Genomic DNA, 17553 nt, shown 5'->3' with positions numbered 1-17553 from the left:
TAGCCGATGCTGTGCAACGGCCGCGGAAGACGGGGCTGACCGGCTCCCTCCCGGGTTACTTTTTCTTCCTCCGCCGTGACGGGAAGTGGGGGTTCTGGCCGGGGGGTCCCTGGTAGGTGCGGCGGCCCGGGAGCGGGATCTCCCCGCGCAGGCCTTTCCCGCGGGCCGTCCCGGGGACGTCCTCCTCAGGAAGGTAAGTGGCGGCGTCGTAATCTTCCGGTTCCGGCTGGGGCGCGGGCCCGGCACGGAAGGAGGCAGAATCGAACTCGCCGGAAATCCGTGGAATCAGGCCGGTGTCCGAAGAGACCGTGGCGCGTTCCGGCGTCGGACGGCGCAGTGCAGCAGTGCCAGCGGACGCTCCGGCGGCCGAAGCACCGGCGGTAGCCGCGGCGGCGGGAGCAGCCGCCGGTGCGCCGGAAGCCCCGCCGGAACCCCCGCCGGAACGGCGGCCCAGCCGCCCCAGCAGCGGCCGCAGCAGGTCGCGCAGCTCGGTGACCCGGAACAGCTTCAGCAGCAGCAGGTACACGGCCAGCATGACAGGCCCGACGACGATGATGGTCGCCAGGGCGGCGGGCCGGCTGCTCCAGGCGAAGCCCACCGGGCTGTAGCTGCCCATAAGCCACAGCGCACCCACACCGGCGATGGCCGAACCGAGGGCGGCGTAGCCCATACGGATGTATGAGTTGATGATCCGCGGACCGTCCAGGTGCCCCAGCAGGCGGCGCAGGAAGATGGCGGAGACGACCACCGAGAGGATGTTCCCTGCGGTATAAAGGACGGCTATGGCGAAAATGATCTGGTCGAACGGGAGGAACTGAATGAAGAACGCGGCCACCACATTCACCAGGGCCAGGACCAGCTGGATGTAGAACGGCGTGCGCGCGTCCTCATTGGCATAGAAAACCCGGGACATCATGAAGTTGGCGCTCATGAACGGGGTGCTGAGCGCCAGGATGGTGAGCGTCTGCGCCAGCAGGATGCCGTCCGTGGGGTGTCCGCCGGAGAAAAACATGCCCAGCGGACCCGCCAAAGCGAAAAGCGCTAAGGCTCCGAAAACAGTCGCCACGGCCATGGTCCGCAAGCCGTGCGACAGGGCCTCGCGGAGCTCTGCACGGTTCCCGTCCTGGGAAGCACGGGTCATCCGGTTGAACAGCACGGTGGCCAGGGAGAGCGCGATGATCGAGTGCGGTAGCAGGTATAGCTGGCTGGCCACCTCGAGCACGGCGTTGCCGGGCAGCATGGCAGCGGCGCCGTGGTCACCCGCCTTCTCGAGGCGAAGCCGCTGGGCACCGGGGATGGTGGCGATGCGCATGACATAAAGGAACGCCAACTGCCCGACGGCGGCCGTCAGTAGCGTCCACACGCTCAGCCTTGCGGCGTGGCCGAGTCCCACACCGCGCCAGCCAAAGCGCGGGCGCAGTCCCAGCTTCAGCCGGAGCACGGGAATCAGCAGAATGGCGGTCTGGGCAACCACTCCGATGGTCGAGAAACCGGCGACAAAAAACGTCTGGGACGCGCCCCAGTTGTCCAGCGAATGCGGGTTGGCAGCGCCGTTGGCACCGAAGATCCAGATGAACATGCCAAGACCGGCAATGGCCACGATGTTGTTGAAGATTGGTGCCCACATGGCCGGACCGAAGGCCCCGTTGGCATTGAGGATCTGCGTCAGCAGCGCGTAGAGGCCATAGAAGAAAATCTGCGGCAGGCACCAGAAGGCGAAGGACACGGCCAGCAACTTTTGCTGCGGCGAGTAGCCCTGCGTGGTGAGTTCGATGACGGCCGGCGCAAACAGCGTGACCAACAGGGTCAGGGACAGAAGCACGAGAACTGCCAGCGTGAGCAGCCTGCTGATGTAGTCCGCTCCCCTGTCCGGAGCCTTGCTGGCTTTGATGATCTGCGGGACCAGCACGGCATTGAACACGCCGCCGGCCACCAGCAGGAAGATCAGGTTGGGCAGGTTGTTGGCGTTGATGAAAGTGTCAGTGACGGTGGAGCCCAGGCCCAGCGCCGCGGCGAGCATCCAGGTCTTGCCGAAGCCCAGCACACGGGACACCAGCGTCCCGGCAGCCATGATGGCGCTGGAACGGGCCTCGCCGGGCTGCACGGCACTGGAGGCTGCCTCGCTGGCGGGCGTCACACCGGGCGGTGTTTCGCCCGGCTGTGCGGGCTGGTCGGAGGACGGATTGGCTGCTGACATCGTCTTCATCGTCTCACCCGGGCGCTGATATTGCGGCACGCAAAGGGGTATCCGGCAGGCATTGCCGGACGGTCAGAGGTGCTCGGGAAGGACTTCGCGGGCCAGGTCGGCGATGCGGCGTTCATTGGGGAACGAAAGCTTGCGCGCAAGCTCGTGGATGGGAACCCAGGCAACATCAACCGCTTCCTTGTCAGGATCGTTTTCGATGGTGAGTTCGCCGCCGGTGGCGCGCAGCAGGTAGTGGTGCACTGTCTTGTGCACCCGGTGCCCGCTGACGGTAAACCAATAATCGATGCTGCCCAGCGGGGCCAGAATGTCACCGTCGATGCCGGTTTCCTCGGCAATCTCACGGACCGCGGCTTCCTCGTTATTCTCCCGGCCCTCGGGGTGGCCCTTGGGCAGGCACCACTCCAGCCGTCCGCCCCGGTTAAGGCGGGCAATAATCGCTACCCTCAGTTCGTCGTCGGACGTGTCCACCACGACGCCTCCGGCAGAGACCTCCTCAACGGTGGGGAGGGAGGCCGGGGCCGAGTGCGGTGCAGGCGCGACGTGGGCACCGATTGCCGACGGCAACGGTGCGTTCGTCCTCCTGCCGGGAGCGCTCGGTACTGGATGGGCCATGCAGTCCACTCTAACGACTCTTGCCCCGCCGTGATGACCGGGACATGGCTTCCAAGTGGACTGCATGTGACGGGCTTTGCCGGCGGCGTCGCACAATGACGGGATTTGGTGCGGTGGGGGTTGGTTTTCTGACAAGCTTAAGTAACTATGGCGCACGCACATCAAAAGACTGATCTTCACACCGTTGACTTCCAGGTGGACCCGGTGGTCCTGGAGCTCGGGCAGCGGTTCGTGGACGCCGGTCATGAGCTGTCGCTCGTCGGCGGCCCGGTCCGGGACCTCTTCCTGGGCCGCACCTCCCCCGACCTCGATTTCACGACGGATGCGACGCCGGACCAGACCGTGGCGCTGATCAAGAAGTGGGCGGACAACTTCTGGGAGATCGGCCGCGCCTTCGGAACGATCGGCATGCGCAAGGCCGGCTTCCAGATCGAGATCACCACCTACCGCGCCGAAGCCTACGACCCCGAGTCCCGGAAACCCGTGGTGGCCTTTGGTTCCTCCCTCACGGACGACCTGCTGCGCCGCGACTTCACCATCAACGCCATGGCCCTGCGGCTGCCCTCCCTGGAATTGGTGGACCCCTTTGGGGGCGTCCGCGACCTGCACGCCTCCGTGCTGGCCACCCCGGGCGCCCCCGAGGCATCCTTCTCGGACGATCCCCTGCGGATGATGCGGGCCGCGCGGTTTGCGTCCCAGCTGGGAGTGTCCGTGCGGGACGACGTCCGCGTCGCCATGACCAGGATGGCCGAGCGCATCAGCATTATCTCGGCCGAGCGCGTCCGCGATGAGCTGGTCAAACTCGTGTGCGGGCAGCATCCCCGCGTGGGCATCGACCTGCTGGTGGATACCGGCCTCGCCGAGTTCGTACTGCCCGAGGTGTCCGCGCTCCGGCTCGAAGCAGACGAACACCACCGCCACAAGGACGTCTACCAGCACTCCCTCCAGGTCCTGGAGCAGGCGGCCGCCCTGGAGACTGATTCCGACGGCGCCGTCCCCGGCCCCGACTTCGCCCTGCGGTTTGCGGCACTGATGCACGACGTCGGGAAGCCGGCTACGCGCCGGTTTGAACCGGGCGGCGCGGTCAGCTTCCGCCACCATGACATGGTGGGGTCCAAACTGACGACGAAGCGGATGAAGAACCTGCGCTTCGACAACGACACCATCAAGGCGGTGGCCCGCCTCGTGGAACTGCACATGCGCTTCTACGGCTACGGCGATGCCGGCTGGACCGACTCGGCTGTGCGCCGCTACGTGACCGACGCCGGGCCCCTGCTGGAGCGCCTGCACCGACTCACCCGCTCCGACGTCACCACACGCAACCAGCGCAAAGCTGACCGGCTATCCTTTGCCTACGATGACCTCGAATCCCGGATTGCGGCCCTCCGCGAGCAGGAATCCCTGGACGCGGTCCGTCCGGACCTGAACGGCGCCGAGATCATGGCCCTGCTGGACCTCAAGCCCGGGCCGGTCGTGGGCAGGGCGTACAAGTTCCTGCTGGAGGAACGGATGGAAAACGGCCCGCTCGACCCGGCCGACGCCGAGTCCCGGCTCCGGGCCTGGTGGGCTGAGCAGCCCGAAGCCGTTGCTCCCGCTACTTCTGTGTCCCCCGGCTCTCCCGCCGCCGTCGAATCTTCCCTAACCGAGGAGTCCAAGTGAACGCCGCCAACATCGCCCGACCCCAGCTCTGGATCCTGCGGCACGGCGAAACCGAATGGTCCAAGAGCGGCCAATACACCGGGCTGACGGACCTGCCCCTGACGGTGGAGGGCGAGCAGCAGGCGGTCGAGGCGCGCAGGATCCTGGACAGCGTTGATTTCGACCTGGTCCTGACCTCGCCTCTACGCCGCGCCCGGCGCACCGCGGAGCTCGCCGGGTTTCCGGATGCCGTCCACGAACCGCTGGCCGTGGAATGGGACTACGGCGACTATGAGGGCATCAGCTCGGACCTGATCCGCAAGGACAACCCCGACTACCTAATCTGGACGCACGGGGTTCCCAACGGCGAAAAGCTGCATGATGTGGCTGCCCGGGCAGACAAGATCGTGGCCCGGGTCCTGGAGTCAGGGCTGGACAACGTCCTGATTGTGGCCCACGGCCACTTTTCGCGCATCCTCACCGCCCGCTGGCTGGAACTCGAGCCTGAAGAGGGCCGGCACTTCATCCTGGGAACAGCAAAAGTCTGCACCCTGGGCTGGGACAAAAGGACGCCCGCCATTGTCCGCTGGGGCCTGTAAAAGGCGCCTTTTGCATTTGTTTTTCGGATTTTCGGAAAATTAGTAGTCAACCAGATCATTCCTGGTGTACTTTTATTCCAGACCCCAGAGCGATTAGCCAGGGTCATGGCGCACGTTGTCCGGCCAGTCAGCCGGCACCGGCAGAGCAGAAAAGGAGGTTGGGAAAATGATTACTTTGACTAGCGGATGGAAGATGACCATTACCGCGTTCCCCGCCTCCGTTGCTGAGCCGCGCCCTCTTCATGGACTCGCCCGAGCTTAATTCTGACGGCCCTGCCGGTCTCCCACATGTGATGGGCGAGCAGGCGGGCCAGCGGCAGGCAATTCTGCCGCTTTCGCAGAAACTCTGACCCCGGCGGTCTGTCCTAGCGGAACCACGCGGTTGCGCAGCCCCCCCATAGTTCGGAACCCTGCTTCCTGTTGGGCTTGCCGCGCTGCCGTTTCGTGGGACATTTCCGCTTTTTCGGATCTTATTTCCTTGCCGGGCATTTCTCTGCCTTTTGCGGCCATTTCTTTGCATCCCCGAATGGCTCTAATCACCATGCCCGGATTCTTTTCATCACTTTCTGAAGGGAGGTGCAAAAACTATGCTCCGCAAACTACAGGAGGTTTTCTCCGGCCTTGGTTCCAGCGGTGATGCCGGCCTTTCCAGCCCCGATGCAGCAACGGCCCAGCAATCACGGTTCGACGGCCAGCTGCTGGACCAGAAACGGGAAGACGTCTACATGCTCATGCATCAGCAGGTGAGCGGCATGCGCTGAACCCAGACCCTTCGCAGTTCTCAATCCGTGCCTTCGATGCAATGAGGAGGATCCGGTGGGCCACATCGGTCAGAAGTCTCCGCAGGCAGCCCGCGCGGCTACGCGCGGGCTGCCGCCTTTTAACGTGGGTAAGCTCGAGACCATGCAGGAGACACAGCCGCCGCCCGACCGAAAGCTCGCGCGCCTGGTGGTGCCGAGCCGCAGCGACCGGCTCCTGCGCAACTTCACCGAAGTCATCGGAGGTCCCCTGGGCCAGCGGTCTGCCCCGGGGGTGGTCGCGCCCGGCTTCTTCACCGTGGAACGCGTGCTGATCATCCTGACCGTGCTCGCCGCCCTCGCTGCCATCGCCGTCAAGGACTACTGCCGCGTGAACGGATGGGAGACACCGTCGCAGTTCTACGCGACCTGTTATTCGGACTTCCCGGAGCTGTTCCGCAACCGGGGCCTGGGCGACGGGGCCTTTCCGTTTTTCACCCCGGATGCCTTTTTCGAGTATCCGGTCCTGATGGGCCTGATTGCCGGCATCACGGCCCGCCTGGTGCCCGGCGAGGGAGTCACCGACACCCGCGTCCTCGGTTACTTCGATGTCAACGCCACCCTGATCGCCGCCGTCTGGATTATCACCGTGCTGGCCACGGCCCGCATGGCCCGCCGGCGGCCCTGGGACGCAGCCATGGTGGCCCTGGCGCCGGGCATCGTCCTCGCCGGAGTGATCAACTGGGACATGTGGGCTGTGGCAATGCTGGCCCTCGGCATGTACTTCCTCTCCCGGGAGCGGCTGGTCCTGGCCGGCGTCCTGATCGGCCTGGGCACTGCCACCAAGCTCTATCCCGTCCTTGTTTTCGGCGCCATCTTCCTGCTGGCCCTGCGCACGGGGAAGATCCGTGCCTTCCTGGTCCCGGCAGCATCCGCCGCTGCAGCCTGGCTCGCCGTTAACCTGCCCATTGCCGCGCGGGACCCCGCCGGCTGGAAGTACTTTTTCGAGTTCACGCAGGACCGTCCCGCCGGCTACAGCTCGCCATGGTTCGCGTACAACCTGGTGGCCGGGCGCGTGCGCTGGACGCTCCTTACGCCGGAGGCCATCAACATGCTGGCCCTGAATGTGTTCATGCTTGCGTGCGTCCTCATTGCGGTCCTGGCCCTGACCGCCCCGCAACGGCCGCGGATTGCACAGCTGACCTTCCTGATCGTGGCGGCCTTCATCCTCACCAACAAGGTCTACTCACCCCAGTTTGTCCTCTGGCTGGTGCCGCTGCTTGCCCTCGCCCGGCCGAAGTGGCGTGACTTCCTGGTCTGGCAGGGCATCGAGGGGCTGCATTGGGCCGCCATCTGGATGTATCTTGGCCAAGTGACCAGCGGCGGCTTATCACAGCACAACATCGACATGCCCTACTACGTCCTGGCCGTCGCCGCCCATATGCTTGCAACTGCATATCTCATGCTGCGGGTCGCCTGGGACATCTGGGACCCCCGCTACGATCCGATTCGGCGGCACGGCATGGACGACCCCCATGGCGGTCCCTTCGACAACGCCGCGGACAGGCTACGGATCGATCTGCTCCGTCCCTCTGCGTCCCTGGTCCCGTGGCGGACGGTGGCCCGCGATGCCTGACGTCGCCGTCGTTGGTTCCGGACCCAACGGACTCGCCGCCGCCGTCGTCATGGCGCGGGCGGGGCTCAAGGTGCACGTGTATGAGGCCGCGGACCAGCTCGGCGGGGGCTCCCGGACGTCCCAGGTCATAGAGGAAGGGCACTGGCACGACGTCTGCTCGGCCGTTCACCCGATGGCACTGGCCTCGCCCTTTTTCCGGGCGTTCGAACTGGCGCGGCGGGTGGACCTGCAGCTTCCGCCGGTGCAGTTCGGGTCCCCGTTGGACCGTGGCCGCTCGGCCCTCGCGTACCGGTCGCTCGACCGTACTGCCGACGAGCTGGGCAGGGACGGCCGCGCCTACCGCAGGCTTCTCGCTCCGCTGGTGCGGCACATTGACGGCATTGTGCAGACCACGTCCGACCAGTTGCTGAAGGTTCCCGGCCACCCGCTGGCCGCCGCCGTTCTGGGTCTGCGGACGCTTGAGCAGGGATCGCCGACGTGGAATTTGCGGTTTCGGGAGGACCGGGCACCTGCGCTGGTCAGCGGTGTGGCCGCCCACGTCGTGGGGCGCTTGCCGTCACTGTCCGGTGCGGGCGCCGGCCTATTGCTCAATGCTTTGGCGCACAGCGGGGGCTGGCCCATTCCGGTGGGCGGATCGTCCGCGATCGCGGAAGCGATGGCCACGGACATCGAAGCCCACGGAGGCGTTCTACAGACGGGATTCCGCGTCACGTCGCTGGCGGAGCTCGAGCCGGCGAAGGCGGTGCTGCTGGACGTTGCGCCTCCCGCCCTCTCACGCATCGCCGGCAGCCGGCTGCCCACCTCCTACCGCCGCGCGCTGGAGTCCTTCCGGTTCGGCAACGGCGCGTGCAAAGTGGACTTCATCCTGTCCGGACCTGTGCCGTGGGCCGCTGCGGGACTGGCAGGGGCCGGGACGGTGCACATGGGGGGCACACGGGCGGAGATGAGGGAAGCAGAGAACGCCGTGTCTGAGGGCCGGCACCCGGAGCGGCCCTACGTCCTGGTCTCGCAGCCATCCGTGGTCGACCCCGGCCGCGCGCCGGAGGGCAGGCAGATCCTCTGGACCTACTGCCACGTGCCGGCGGGGTCCACGGTGGACATGGGCCAGGCTGTCATGGACCAGCTGGAGCGCTTCGCACCCGGGTTCCGTGACCTGGTGGTCCGGCACAAGGTCACGACGGCGGCCGAACTGGCGGCCTACAACGAAAACTACGTCGGCGGCGACTTCAGCGCCGGCCTCCTGGATCCCCGGGGCCTGGTCCAGCGGCCGGTCGTCTCGCCCGTTCCATGGCGAACTCCCGCACGCGGCGTATACCTGTGCTCCTCCTCGACGCCGCCCGGACCCGGCGTCACCGGCATGCCCGGGTTCCACGCGGCGAAACACGCGCTCAAGGAAATATTTGGGTTGGACGTCCCTGCCCTCGGCCTTTAGCCCTCGCTTCTCCCACAAGCCCGAACGGGTGTTGCTGTGGCGTGGCTGTGTTGTGGCTCGCGCCCCGCGGCCGGCGGGGGATAATAACGCGGTGGGGAACACTAAAAAACTTTCACTTGTCCTTGCCGGTCTCATACTCAGCGGCTCACTGGTGGCCTGCGACGACGGCCGCGGCGGCGCGGAAGCCGCGGCGAAGCAACTGGCCTCCGCCGTCGCCGGCCTGGACCTCCGCCCGGTGGCCTTCGACGGCCGCGACTCGTCGGTGGCCAACGACCAGCTCAACCAGGTCTTCAAGGCGCTGGCGCCGGCCAAGCCAACCGTCGAAGCGGGCGACCTGACCCTCGACGGGGACACGGCCCGGATCCCGCTTAACTACAGCTGGAAGATTTCCACCGGCGAGTGGAAGTACACCGTCTCGGCCGACCTGCGGAAGTCCGGCGACAAGTGGCTTACCGTCTGGTCGCCCGGGCTACTTGTCCCGAACCTGGCCGAAGGGGAGATCCTCAGCAAGGCCACCCAATCATCCCCGCGCGCCGATATTCTCGGTGCCGGCAAGCAAAAGCTCGTGACGTTGCGCCCGGTGATCAACGTAGGCATCGACAAGCCCCAGCTGGGCGGGGCCGATGCCGCAGATTCCGCCACCAAGCTCGCCAAGCTGGTGGGCGTGGACCCCGCGGCCTACGTGCAGCAGGTGGCGGCGTCCGGTGCGGAAGCGTTCGTTCCGGCCATCACCCTGCGCAACACCAGCGACCGCGCCGTGACCGACGCCGAGATCGAGGCCATCCCCGGCGGGCGGGCCATCCCGGACGAATTGCCGCTGGCACCGACGCGGAACTTCGCCCGGGCTGTCCTCGGCACCGTGGGCGAAGCCAGCGCAGAGCAGATTGAAAAGTCCAACGGCGCCTTGACCGCCGGTGACGTCATCGGCACCGGCGGACTCCAGCAGCAGTACGACGCCCAGCTCCGCGGCACCGACGGCACCGTCGTCCGTGTGCAGCGCGCCGATCTGACCCGGGAAGAGATCCAGGCCGCCCCCACCGACCCGCGGCGCACCGTCTTTGAGGTGCAGGGAGTTCCCGGCACGCCGTTGCAGACCACCCTCGACACGAAGCTGCAGCAGCTCGCCGAGGACACCCTTGCCGACATCAAGCCGGCGTCCGCCATCGTGGCGATCCGGCCGTCCTCGGGAGCGGTTCTGGCCGCCGCGTCCGGGCCCGGAAGCAACGGCTACAACACCGCCATGCTCGGCCAGTACGCGCCGGGATCCACCTTCAAGGTGGTGGACTCCCTCGCCATGATGCGCAACGGATTCACCCCCGATTCCACCGTTGAATGCACGCCCACGCTCACCGTCGACGGCAGGAAATTCAAGAACGCCGAGGGCTATCCCAAGGACTCCCTCGGATCCGTGACCCTGCGTGACGCCTTCGCCCATTCCTGCAACACCGCCTTCATTGCCGCCCGGGACAAGGTCACCCAGGCCCAGCTGGAGTCGGCCGCCACCTCACTCGGGGTGGCCGTGGAGGCGCCGAAGCTGGGCGCCGAGGCGTTCCTTGGCTCCGTTCCCGGCGAGGCCGAAGGAACTGAACATGCGGCAGCCATGATCGGCCAGGGACGGGTGCTGATGTCACCGCTGTCAGCAGCCGTGATGGCAGGCTCGGTGGCGAAGGGATCACCCGTGTCCCCGGTCCTGGTGGAGGAGACGGCTCCGGCAACGTCGTCGGCCAGCCCGGCGCCGACCCCGGAAGGTTCCGCCCCGTCGTCGACCGTCACAGCTGAAGCCCCGGCCAAGAGCGCCCAGACACCCGTCACCAAAGCGGAGGCCGCGGCCCTCACGGACCTAATGCGGGCGGTGGTGACTTCCGGCCACGCCGGATTCCTGGCCGAGGTCCCCGGCGAACCCGTCGGTGCCAAAACGGGAACCGCCGAGTTCGGCAACGCCAACCCGCCCAAGACCCACGCCTGGATCATCGCCGTACACGGGGACCTGGCGGTGGCCGTCTTCGTCGAGGACGGCGGGCTCGGTGCCACCACCTCCGGCCCGCTCCTGAAGAAGTTCCTGACCGCCGCCGGCTGACGCTTCGCGCTGACGCCCAGCGCATCCATCCGCGCCCCGGCCGGAGTTTTTGTCCACTTGTCGCGACTTTAGGGCACATTTGGGCGTGATATCTGGACAAAAACTCCGGCGTGCGGGGCGTGGGAGAATTGCCCGGTGGCCCATATTGACGTTTCCGGCATTGACTACTTCCTCTCCGACGGCACCCAGCTGCTGAACGGGGTGACCTTCAAGGTCCCGGACGGCACCAAGACGGCGCTGATCGGACCCAACGGAACGGGTAAAACCACCCTGTTCCGTATCATCTCCGGCGACCTGACTCCGGACGAAGGCGTGATCGGCCGCTCCGGAAACATGGGCATCATGCGGCAGTTCGTGGGGCAGGTCCGGGACGACTCCACGGTCCGCGACCTCCTCGTATCCGCCGCACCTCCAACGCTTGCGGACGCCGCCCGCGCCGTGGATGAGGCGGAGCTCGCCATGATGGAGCACGACGACGAGCCCACCCAGATGCGGTACGCCCAGGCGATCGTCGACTGGGGAGACGCCGGCGGGTACGACGTCGAGACGGTGTGGGACGAGGTGTGCATGGCCGCTCTGGGCCTGCCCTTTGACCGCGCGCAGCACCGCCGTGCGTCCACGCTGTCCGGCGGCGAGCAGAAGCGGCTGGTGCTGGAGGCCCTCTTTGCCGGTCCCGACGAACTCCTGCTCCTCGACGAGCCGGACAACTACCTCGACGTCCCGGGCAAACGCTGGCTCGAGGACAAGCTCAACGAATCGAAGAAGACCGTCTTCTTCATCAGCCACGACCGGGAGCTGCTGAACAACGCCGCTGGCCGCATCGTCACGCTTGAACCCGGAATCAATGGGGCCGGGGCCTGGATCCACGGCGGCGGCTTCGGCTCCTACGTTGATGCCCGCGCGGACCGTAACGCGCGCTTCGAGGAGCTGCGCAAGCGCTGGGACGAGGAGCACGCAAAGCTCAAGGAACTCGTCAACATGTACAAGAACAAGGCCGCCTTCCGCTCGGACATGGCCAACCGCTACCACGCAGCCCAGACCCGCCTGGCCAAGTTCCTTGAGGTCGGGCCGCCCGAAGCCCTGCCGATCGAGCAGAACGTCCAGATGAGGCTCAAGGGCGGCCGCACCGCCAAGCGCGCCATCGTGGCCGAAAAGCTGGAGCTGACCGGCCTCATGAAGGCCTTCTCCACGGAGATCTGGTTCGGGGACCGGGTGGGCGTGCTGGGCTCGAACGGCTCCGGCAAGTCGCACTTCCTGCGGCTGCTTGCCACCGGCGGCACGGATCCGGAGCGGGAACACCTTCCGGTGTCCGACGTCGAAATTGCCGAAGTACCCCACGAGGGCACTGTGAAGCTTGGTGCCCGTATCCGTCCCGGGTTCTTCGCGCAGACCCACGTCCGGCCCGACCTGATGAACCGCACTCTGCTCGAAATCCTGCACCGCGGGGACGAGCACCGTTCCGGCCTGGGCCGCGAGGCCGCTGCCGGGGCACTCGACGGTTACGGGCTGGCGGGACAGTCGGAGCAGAAGTACGAGTCGCTATCCGGCGGCCAGCAGGCGCGGTTCCAGATCCTGCTGCTGCAGCTCTCCGGTGCAACGCTGCTCCTGCTGGACGAGCCCACTGACAACCTCGACCTGCACTCGGCCGAGGCGCTGGAGCGGGCCATCGACCACTTCGAGGGCACGGTCCTGGCCGTCACCCACGACCGCTGGTTCGCCCGCACCTTCGACCGCTTCCTGGTCTTCGGCTCCGACGGCAGGGTGTACGAGTCCGCCGAACCCGTCTGGGACGAGAAGCGGGTGGAGCGCGCCCGCTAGGGGTTCGACGGGCTCAACCAGCGGCGCAGGCCCAACCGCCGGCGGCATTAGAGTTGTCGAATGACCTCAACCCAGCAGCTCGCCGGCCGGCAGGTCTCCGCCGCCGCCCTGGCAACGTTCATCATTTTCGGCGCGAACGGCCTGGTTTTTGCCAGCTGGGCTGCCCGCATTCCTGCCGTCACGGAGATCCTGCGCATCTCGTCGGGCCAGATGGGGACCCTGCTGCTGTGCACTGCCGTCGGCTCGCTGATCGCGCTTCCCACCGCCGGGCACGTCATCAACCGGATAGGCACCGCCAACACCGTCCGGGCCAGCGGCTTCCTGGCCGCGCTTGCGGGCGTGGGAATCGCCGCGTCTCTACTCGCTGAGTCGGTGCCCGGAACCGCGGCCGCGCTCTTTTTCTTCGGCATCGGCATCGGGCTGTGGGACGTGTCCCAAAACGTTGAGGGGGCCGACGTCGAGCACCGGCTCCGCAAGACGGTCATGCCCAAGTTCCATGCGGCCTTCAGCGGCGGCGCCTTCCTGGGTGCCCTGATCGGGGCAGGTCTGTCAGGACTGGGGGTTGGCCTGCCTCAGCACCTGCTGGTCATCGCCGTATCGGTAGCCGTGCTGACGTTCGTGGTCCCCCGCTACTTCCTCCCCCACACCGCCCCTGAACCGCCCGCCGACGGCGAAGCCAAGGCGCCCCGCGGACCCTCGGCATGGAGGGACGGCCGCACCCTGCTGATAGGCGTGGTGGTCCTTGGTGCCACGCTGACCGAGGGTGCGGGCAACGACTGGATCGCGAAGGCGTCCGTGGACGGTCTGGGAACCTCCGAGTCGACCGGCGCCCTGCTTTTCGCACTCTTCGTGCTGGCCATGACCGCCATGCGCTTCTTCGGCGGCACCGTCATCGACAAGTACGGCCGGGTGGCAGTGCTGCGGGGAAGCATGGCTGCCGCCGCAGCCGGCCTAACCCTGTTCGTATTCGCCGGAAACCTCTGGCTCGCCGCTGTTGGAGCAGCGCTGTGGGGAATGGGGGCTGCCTTGGCGTTTCCGATGGGAATGTCGGCCGCGGCGGACGATCCGCGGCACGCAGCGGCCAGGGTGTCGGTGGTTTCCACCATCGGCTACGTCGCCTTCCTGGCCGGTCCCCCGCTGCTGGGCTACCTGGGGGACCTGACCGGAATCCACCTGGCACTGCTGGCCATCGGCGTGCCCATCCTGGTCGCCCTGCTGCTCGCCGGCGCCGCCAAACCCCTTCCCGTCAGGGAATGACCTTCCAGGAAGAAATCTGCCGATGCGCGAACACACCCTTGTACCGGGCGGTAGGGTGGGGAAATGCGACGAATGCTGCGCCGCGGACCCGGCTGGGTCGCCGCCCTCGACCGGACGCTGATGCGGGCCGTCTCCGGCTTCCCGGGCGGACACCATGACACATTTTTCCGGCGGCTCTCGGCTTCGGCCAACAAAGGAAAGCTCTGGTTTGGCGTAGCGGCCGTGGCTGCCGCCATTCCGGGACGCACCAGGCGCGCCGCGGTCCACGGGTTGCTGGCACAGGGTGTGGCCTCCGCGGTGACGAACCTCGTCTTCAAAACCCTGCTTCCCCGCGCCAGGCCGCTGCCTGAGCATTTGCCGGTCTTCCGCTTCGTCCATCCCCAGCCCACCAGCTCGTCCATGCCGTCCGGCCACTCCGCCTCGGCGGTGGCGTTCGCCCTCGGCACCGCAATGGTACAGCCGGTGCTGGGAGCGGTCGTGGCACCCGTGGCCGCAGGCGTTGCATACTCCAGAGTGCATACAGGGGCCCACTGGCCTTCGGATGTGCTGTTTGGTTCCGCGATCGGCGCCGGCGCAGCGCTCGTGACGAGGAGATGGTGGCCTGTCCGGCCGCCCATGCCTGCCACCTCCAGACGGCGGGTGGACGTGGCCAAAGTCCCCCACGGGGAGGGGCTGAGCATCGCCGTGAACACCTTGGGCGGCTCCTTTACCGAGGAAACTGCAGCAGCCCTGAAGAAAGTATTCCCGCTTGCACATATAACTCTCATGGCGCCTGAGGACGATGTGGCCGAGCGGATGGCGGAGGCAGCCACCATTCCGGGCATCCGCGCACTCGGGGTGTGGGGCGGGGACGGAACTGTGGGCACTGCCGCGGCGGCCGCCGTCGAACATGATCTTCCATTGCTGGTTCTGGCGGGTGGAACCCTGAATCACTTCGCCCGGGACGTCGGCACGCCCTCCCTGGTGGAGGCGGTAGCCGCAGCGGAAAGTGGCGAGGCGGCGCTGGCGGATGTGGGCGCCGTCGCTGTTGAACGCGGACTCGCGGACGATCCCGAAAAGGTGGAGCTCATTATGCTCAACACCGCGAGCATCGGGTTGTACCCGAATTTGGTGCGGCGCCGCGAACAGCTGCAGCCCGCCCTGGGGAAGCCGCTCGCCGGCGTCGTGGCGATGTTCCGGACCTTCGCCGTGGAAAAACCGATCACGCTGACCGTCAACGGCGTACGGCACAGGCTCTGGATCATGTACCTGGGCCGCGGCCGCTACTACCCGAGGGACCACGCCCCGCTCGTCCGGCCGGTGCTGGACGACGGCGTGCTCGACGTCAGGATGATGACTGCCGACGAGTCCTTCGCCCGGCTGCGCATGCTGTGGTCCGTGCTGACCGGAACGGTGGCGACGTCCCGGATCACCCACCTTGCCGAGGCCACCAGTGTCCGGGTGGAGTGCGGCACCGTCCCCATGGTGCTTGCGGTGGACGGCGAAGCCATGCCCGGGGTCCGGGCCGCCGAATTCACCCTGAAGCGGGCCGCCCTGCGCTACTACTCACCCAGGGAAGACAGCTGAGGGCCTCATCCCACCGGATGACGCCCGGAAACCCTGATTAGCCCCTGAATCATCCCTGAGACCGGCGAATTCGGCAGGCCGCGTGGGTAGCGTGGAACGTGCACACCAGACAGCACGCCAGCAGCTATGCAAAGGAAAGCTCCATGATTGAGGCAGAAGGCCTGACAAAGGTCTACGGCGACAAAACCGCCGTCGGCGGCGTCAGTTTCACCGTCCAAGCCGGCCAGGTCACCGGCTTCCTGGGACCCAACGGGGCCGGCAAGTCAACCACCATGCGCATGATCATGGGCCTGGACACCCCGACGGCGGGAACGGTCACCGTCAACGGTGTACCGTTCGCCCGGCACGCGGCTCCGCTGCGGGAAATCGGGGCGCTGCTCGACGCCAAGGCAGTCCACACCAGCCGCTCAGCGTACAACCACCTGCTGGCCATGGCCGCCACGCACAGCATCCCGCGGAAGCGGGTGCACGAGGTCATTGATATGACAGGCCTCGCGGAAGTGGCCCGGAAAAAGGTCAAGGGCTTCTCCCTTGGCATGGGCCAGCGGCTGGGCATCGCCGCCGCCCTCCTGGGCGACCCGCAAACCATCATTCTGGACGAACCCGTCAACGGCCTCGATCCGGAAGGCGTGGTCTGGGTGCGCAACCTCGTGAAGTACCTGGCCTCCGAGGGGCGCACCGTGTTCCTGTCCAGCCACCTCATGAGCGAGATGGCCCTGACCGCTGACCATCTGATCGTGATCGGCCGCGGAAAGATCATTGCGGACGCACCCATCAAGGACATCATCACCGGCAAGGGCCACAGCCGGACACGGGTGCGCTCGGACCAGCCGGACAGGCTCATGCACGTCCTCGCCGGAACCGGGGTCTCCGTGGAACTGCAGGACCACGAGCTTCTTGAGGTCACGGGCCTGGACCCGCGCCAGATCGCCCGGAGCGCACTGGACAACCAGGTTCTGATCTACGAACTCACCCCGCTCCAGGCAAGCCTCGAAGAGGCCTACATGGAGCTGACCAAGGACGAGGTCGAATACCACTCGCTGATCACCACGGGAGCCCCGGTTTCCGCCCAGTCCGGAGGCAACTGACGCCATGAGCACATCGACTTCCACCCAGCCTGCCGCCGGTCCCGGCCGCGCCGCCGCCCGCAATGCAGCAAACCCGGGGCCCGGCCCAAGCTTCTTCCGGGTCCTGAATTCGGAATTCATCAAGTTCCGCACCCTCCTGTCCACCATGATCCTGCTCGCCTCGACCGCCGTCGTCATGGTTGGCTTCGGCGCCCTGTCCGCCTGGGGAACAGGGCAGTTCGCGGATCAGGCGGCCTCCGACCCCGGGGCGGCAGAAGCCATCGCTTCACAGGGCGGCGACCTCGCCGTCTCGGTCCCCACCTCCGGCGCGGCCTTTGCGCAGCTGATCCTGGGCTCGCTGGGCGTCCTGCTCATGAGCTCGGAGTTCACCACCGGCATGGCCCGCTCGACCTTCGCGGCAGTGCCCAAGCGGCTCCCGGCGTTCATCGCGAAGCTTGTGGTGGTGGTGGTCAGCGCCTTTGTCGTGACGGCGGTGTCCACCTACGTCGCCGGCCTGGTGTCGGTGCCGATCCTGGACAACTTCGGCCTCAAGCTGGACCTCGCAAGCTCGCAGTCGGTCAAGCTGCTGCTCGTCACCGGCGGCTACGTGGCCGCGGTGGCCGCCATCGGCATGGCACTCGGCACGCTGCTCCGGAACTCAGCTGGCGGCATCATGGCCCTCGTGGGCCTGTTCTTTGTGGCGCCGATCGCGTTCCAGCTCATTCCGGGCGAGTTCTTCGAGGAGGCCCGCAAGTACCTCCCCGGAAACACGATCACCCCGTTGACCGCCGTGGAGCACGTCCCGGACACGCTCGAAGTCTGGCAGGCGGCCCTCGTACTGGGCGCCTGGGTGGTGGTGCCGGTGGTCCTGGCCATGATCCTGCTGAAGAAACGGGACGTCTAGCCGC

Annotated in this window: 13 protein-coding genes; 11 read left to right on the top strand and 2 right to left on the bottom strand. The window is 66.8% G+C overall.

Going from position 1 to position 17553, the window contains the following annotated elements; translation table 11 throughout:
* Positions 1-55: 55 nt before the first annotated feature.
* Positions 56-2197 carry a murein biosynthesis integral membrane protein MurJ gene (murJ, locus tag CXZ05_RS10685; protein WP_102972580.1) on the bottom strand — a complete coding sequence of 714 codons (2142 nt, stop codon included), beginning with the start codon at positions 2195-2197 and terminating at the stop codon, positions 56-58.
* 72 nt (positions 2198-2269) lie between these two features.
* The gene (locus CXZ05_RS10680; protein WP_374754647.1) at positions 2270-2818 is read right to left on the bottom strand and encodes an NUDIX hydrolase; all 549 of its coding nucleotides are present in this window, start codon (positions 2816-2818) and stop codon (positions 2270-2272) included.
* A 147-nt stretch (positions 2819-2965) separates the two neighbouring features.
* Here CXZ05_RS10680 and CXZ05_RS10675 point away from each other — a divergent pair, with 147 nt between their 5' ends.
* From CXZ05_RS10675 to CXZ05_RS10630, 11 genes are all read left to right on the top strand, one after another.
* A complete protein-coding gene (locus CXZ05_RS10675; RefSeq protein WP_102972579.1) occupies positions 2966-4477 on the top strand; it encodes a CCA tRNA nucleotidyltransferase in 1512 nt (503 codons plus the stop codon).
* Positions 4474-5055 (top strand): histidine phosphatase family protein, encoded by a 582-nt coding sequence (locus CXZ05_RS10670; RefSeq protein ID WP_102972578.1) that lies wholly within the window; start codon positions 4474-4476, stop codon positions 5053-5055. Before CXZ05_RS10675 ends, CXZ05_RS10670 begins: the two co-directional genes overlap by 4 nt.
* A gap of 587 nt (positions 5056-5642) precedes the next feature.
* Complete coding sequence (locus tag CXZ05_RS23100) at positions 5643-5816, top strand: hypothetical protein (protein ID WP_180987356.1); 174 nt, start codon at positions 5643-5645, stop codon at positions 5814-5816.
* 142 nt (positions 5817-5958) lie between these two features.
* A complete protein-coding gene (locus CXZ05_RS10665; RefSeq protein ID WP_180987355.1) occupies positions 5959-7428 on the top strand; it encodes a glycosyltransferase family 87 protein in 1470 nt (489 codons plus the stop codon).
* Positions 7421-8860 (top strand): NAD(P)/FAD-dependent oxidoreductase, encoded by a 1440-nt coding sequence (locus CXZ05_RS10660; RefSeq protein WP_102972577.1) that lies wholly within the window; start codon positions 7421-7423, stop codon positions 8858-8860. Before CXZ05_RS10665 ends, CXZ05_RS10660 begins: the two co-directional genes overlap by 8 nt.
* A gap of 91 nt (positions 8861-8951) precedes the next feature.
* Complete coding sequence (locus CXZ05_RS10655; protein ID WP_102972576.1) at positions 8952-10937, top strand: penicillin-binding transpeptidase domain-containing protein; 1986 nt, start codon at positions 8952-8954, stop codon at positions 10935-10937.
* 135 nt (positions 10938-11072) lie between these two features.
* The gene (locus tag CXZ05_RS10650; protein ID WP_102972575.1) at positions 11073-12755 is read left to right on the top strand and encodes an ABC-F family ATP-binding cassette domain-containing protein; all 1683 of its coding nucleotides are present in this window, start codon (positions 11073-11075) and stop codon (positions 12753-12755) included.
* A 60-nt stretch (positions 12756-12815) separates the two neighbouring features.
* Positions 12816-14012 carry an MFS transporter gene (locus CXZ05_RS10645; RefSeq protein ID WP_102972574.1) on the top strand — a complete coding sequence of 399 codons (1197 nt, stop codon included), beginning with the start codon at positions 12816-12818 and terminating at the stop codon, positions 14010-14012.
* Between the two features lie 63 nt (positions 14013-14075).
* Entirely contained in the window at positions 14076-15578 is a 1503-nt protein-coding gene (locus CXZ05_RS10640; RefSeq protein ID WP_102972573.1) for a bifunctional phosphatase PAP2/diacylglycerol kinase family protein, read from the top strand.
* Positions 15579-15721: 143 nt separating this feature from the next.
* Positions 15722-16666, top strand: a complete 945-nt coding sequence (locus CXZ05_RS10635) for an ABC transporter ATP-binding protein (protein ID WP_102972572.1) — start codon at positions 15722-15724, stop codon at positions 16664-16666.
* Between the two features lie 4 nt (positions 16667-16670).
* Positions 16671-17549, top strand: coding sequence for an ABC transporter (locus CXZ05_RS10630; protein ID WP_102972571.1), 879 nt, complete (start codon positions 16671-16673; stop codon positions 17547-17549).
* Positions 17550-17553: the final 4 nt, after the last annotated feature.

Source organism: Arthrobacter sp. AFG20, assembly GCF_002892795.1.
Taxonomy (GTDB): domain Bacteria; phylum Actinomycetota; class Actinomycetes; order Actinomycetales; family Micrococcaceae; genus Arthrobacter.
The sequence above is the reverse complement of the archived record's forward strand: the minus strand, read 5'-3'. Positions and strand labels throughout refer to the sequence as shown.

Bases quoted from the DNA above. Each gene is read 5' to 3' on its own strand.
- CXZ05_RS10645 (WP_102972574.1), top strand. From the start codon at position 12,816: ATGACCTCAACCCAGCAGCTCGCCGGCCGGCAGGTCTCCGCCGCCGCC.
- CXZ05_RS10635 (WP_102972572.1), top strand. From the start codon at position 15,722: ATGATTGAGGCAGAAGGCCTGACAAAGGTCTACGGCGACAAAACCGCC.
- CXZ05_RS10665 (WP_180987355.1), top strand. From the start codon at position 5,959: ATGCAGGAGACACAGCCGCCGCCCGACCGAAAGCTCGCGCGCCTGGTG.
- CXZ05_RS10660 (WP_102972577.1), top strand. From the start codon at position 7,421: ATGCCTGACGTCGCCGTCGTTGGTTCCGGACCCAACGGACTCGCCGCC.
- murJ (WP_102972580.1), bottom strand. From the start codon at position 2,197: ATGTCAGCAGCCAATCCGTCCTCCGACCAGCCCGCACAGCCGGGCGAA.
- CXZ05_RS10630 (WP_102972571.1), top strand. From the start codon at position 16,671: ATGAGCACATCGACTTCCACCCAGCCTGCCGCCGGTCCCGGCCGCGCC.
- CXZ05_RS10675 (WP_102972579.1), top strand. From the start codon at position 2,966: ATGGCGCACGCACATCAAAAGACTGATCTTCACACCGTTGACTTCCAG.
- CXZ05_RS23100 (WP_180987356.1), top strand. From the start codon at position 5,643: ATGCTCCGCAAACTACAGGAGGTTTTCTCCGGCCTTGGTTCCAGCGGT.
- CXZ05_RS10640 (WP_102972573.1), top strand. From the start codon at position 14,076: ATGCGACGAATGCTGCGCCGCGGACCCGGCTGGGTCGCCGCCCTCGAC.
- CXZ05_RS10680 (WP_374754647.1), bottom strand. From the start codon at position 2,818: ATGGCCCATCCAGTACCGAGCGCTCCCGGCAGGAGGACGAACGCACCG.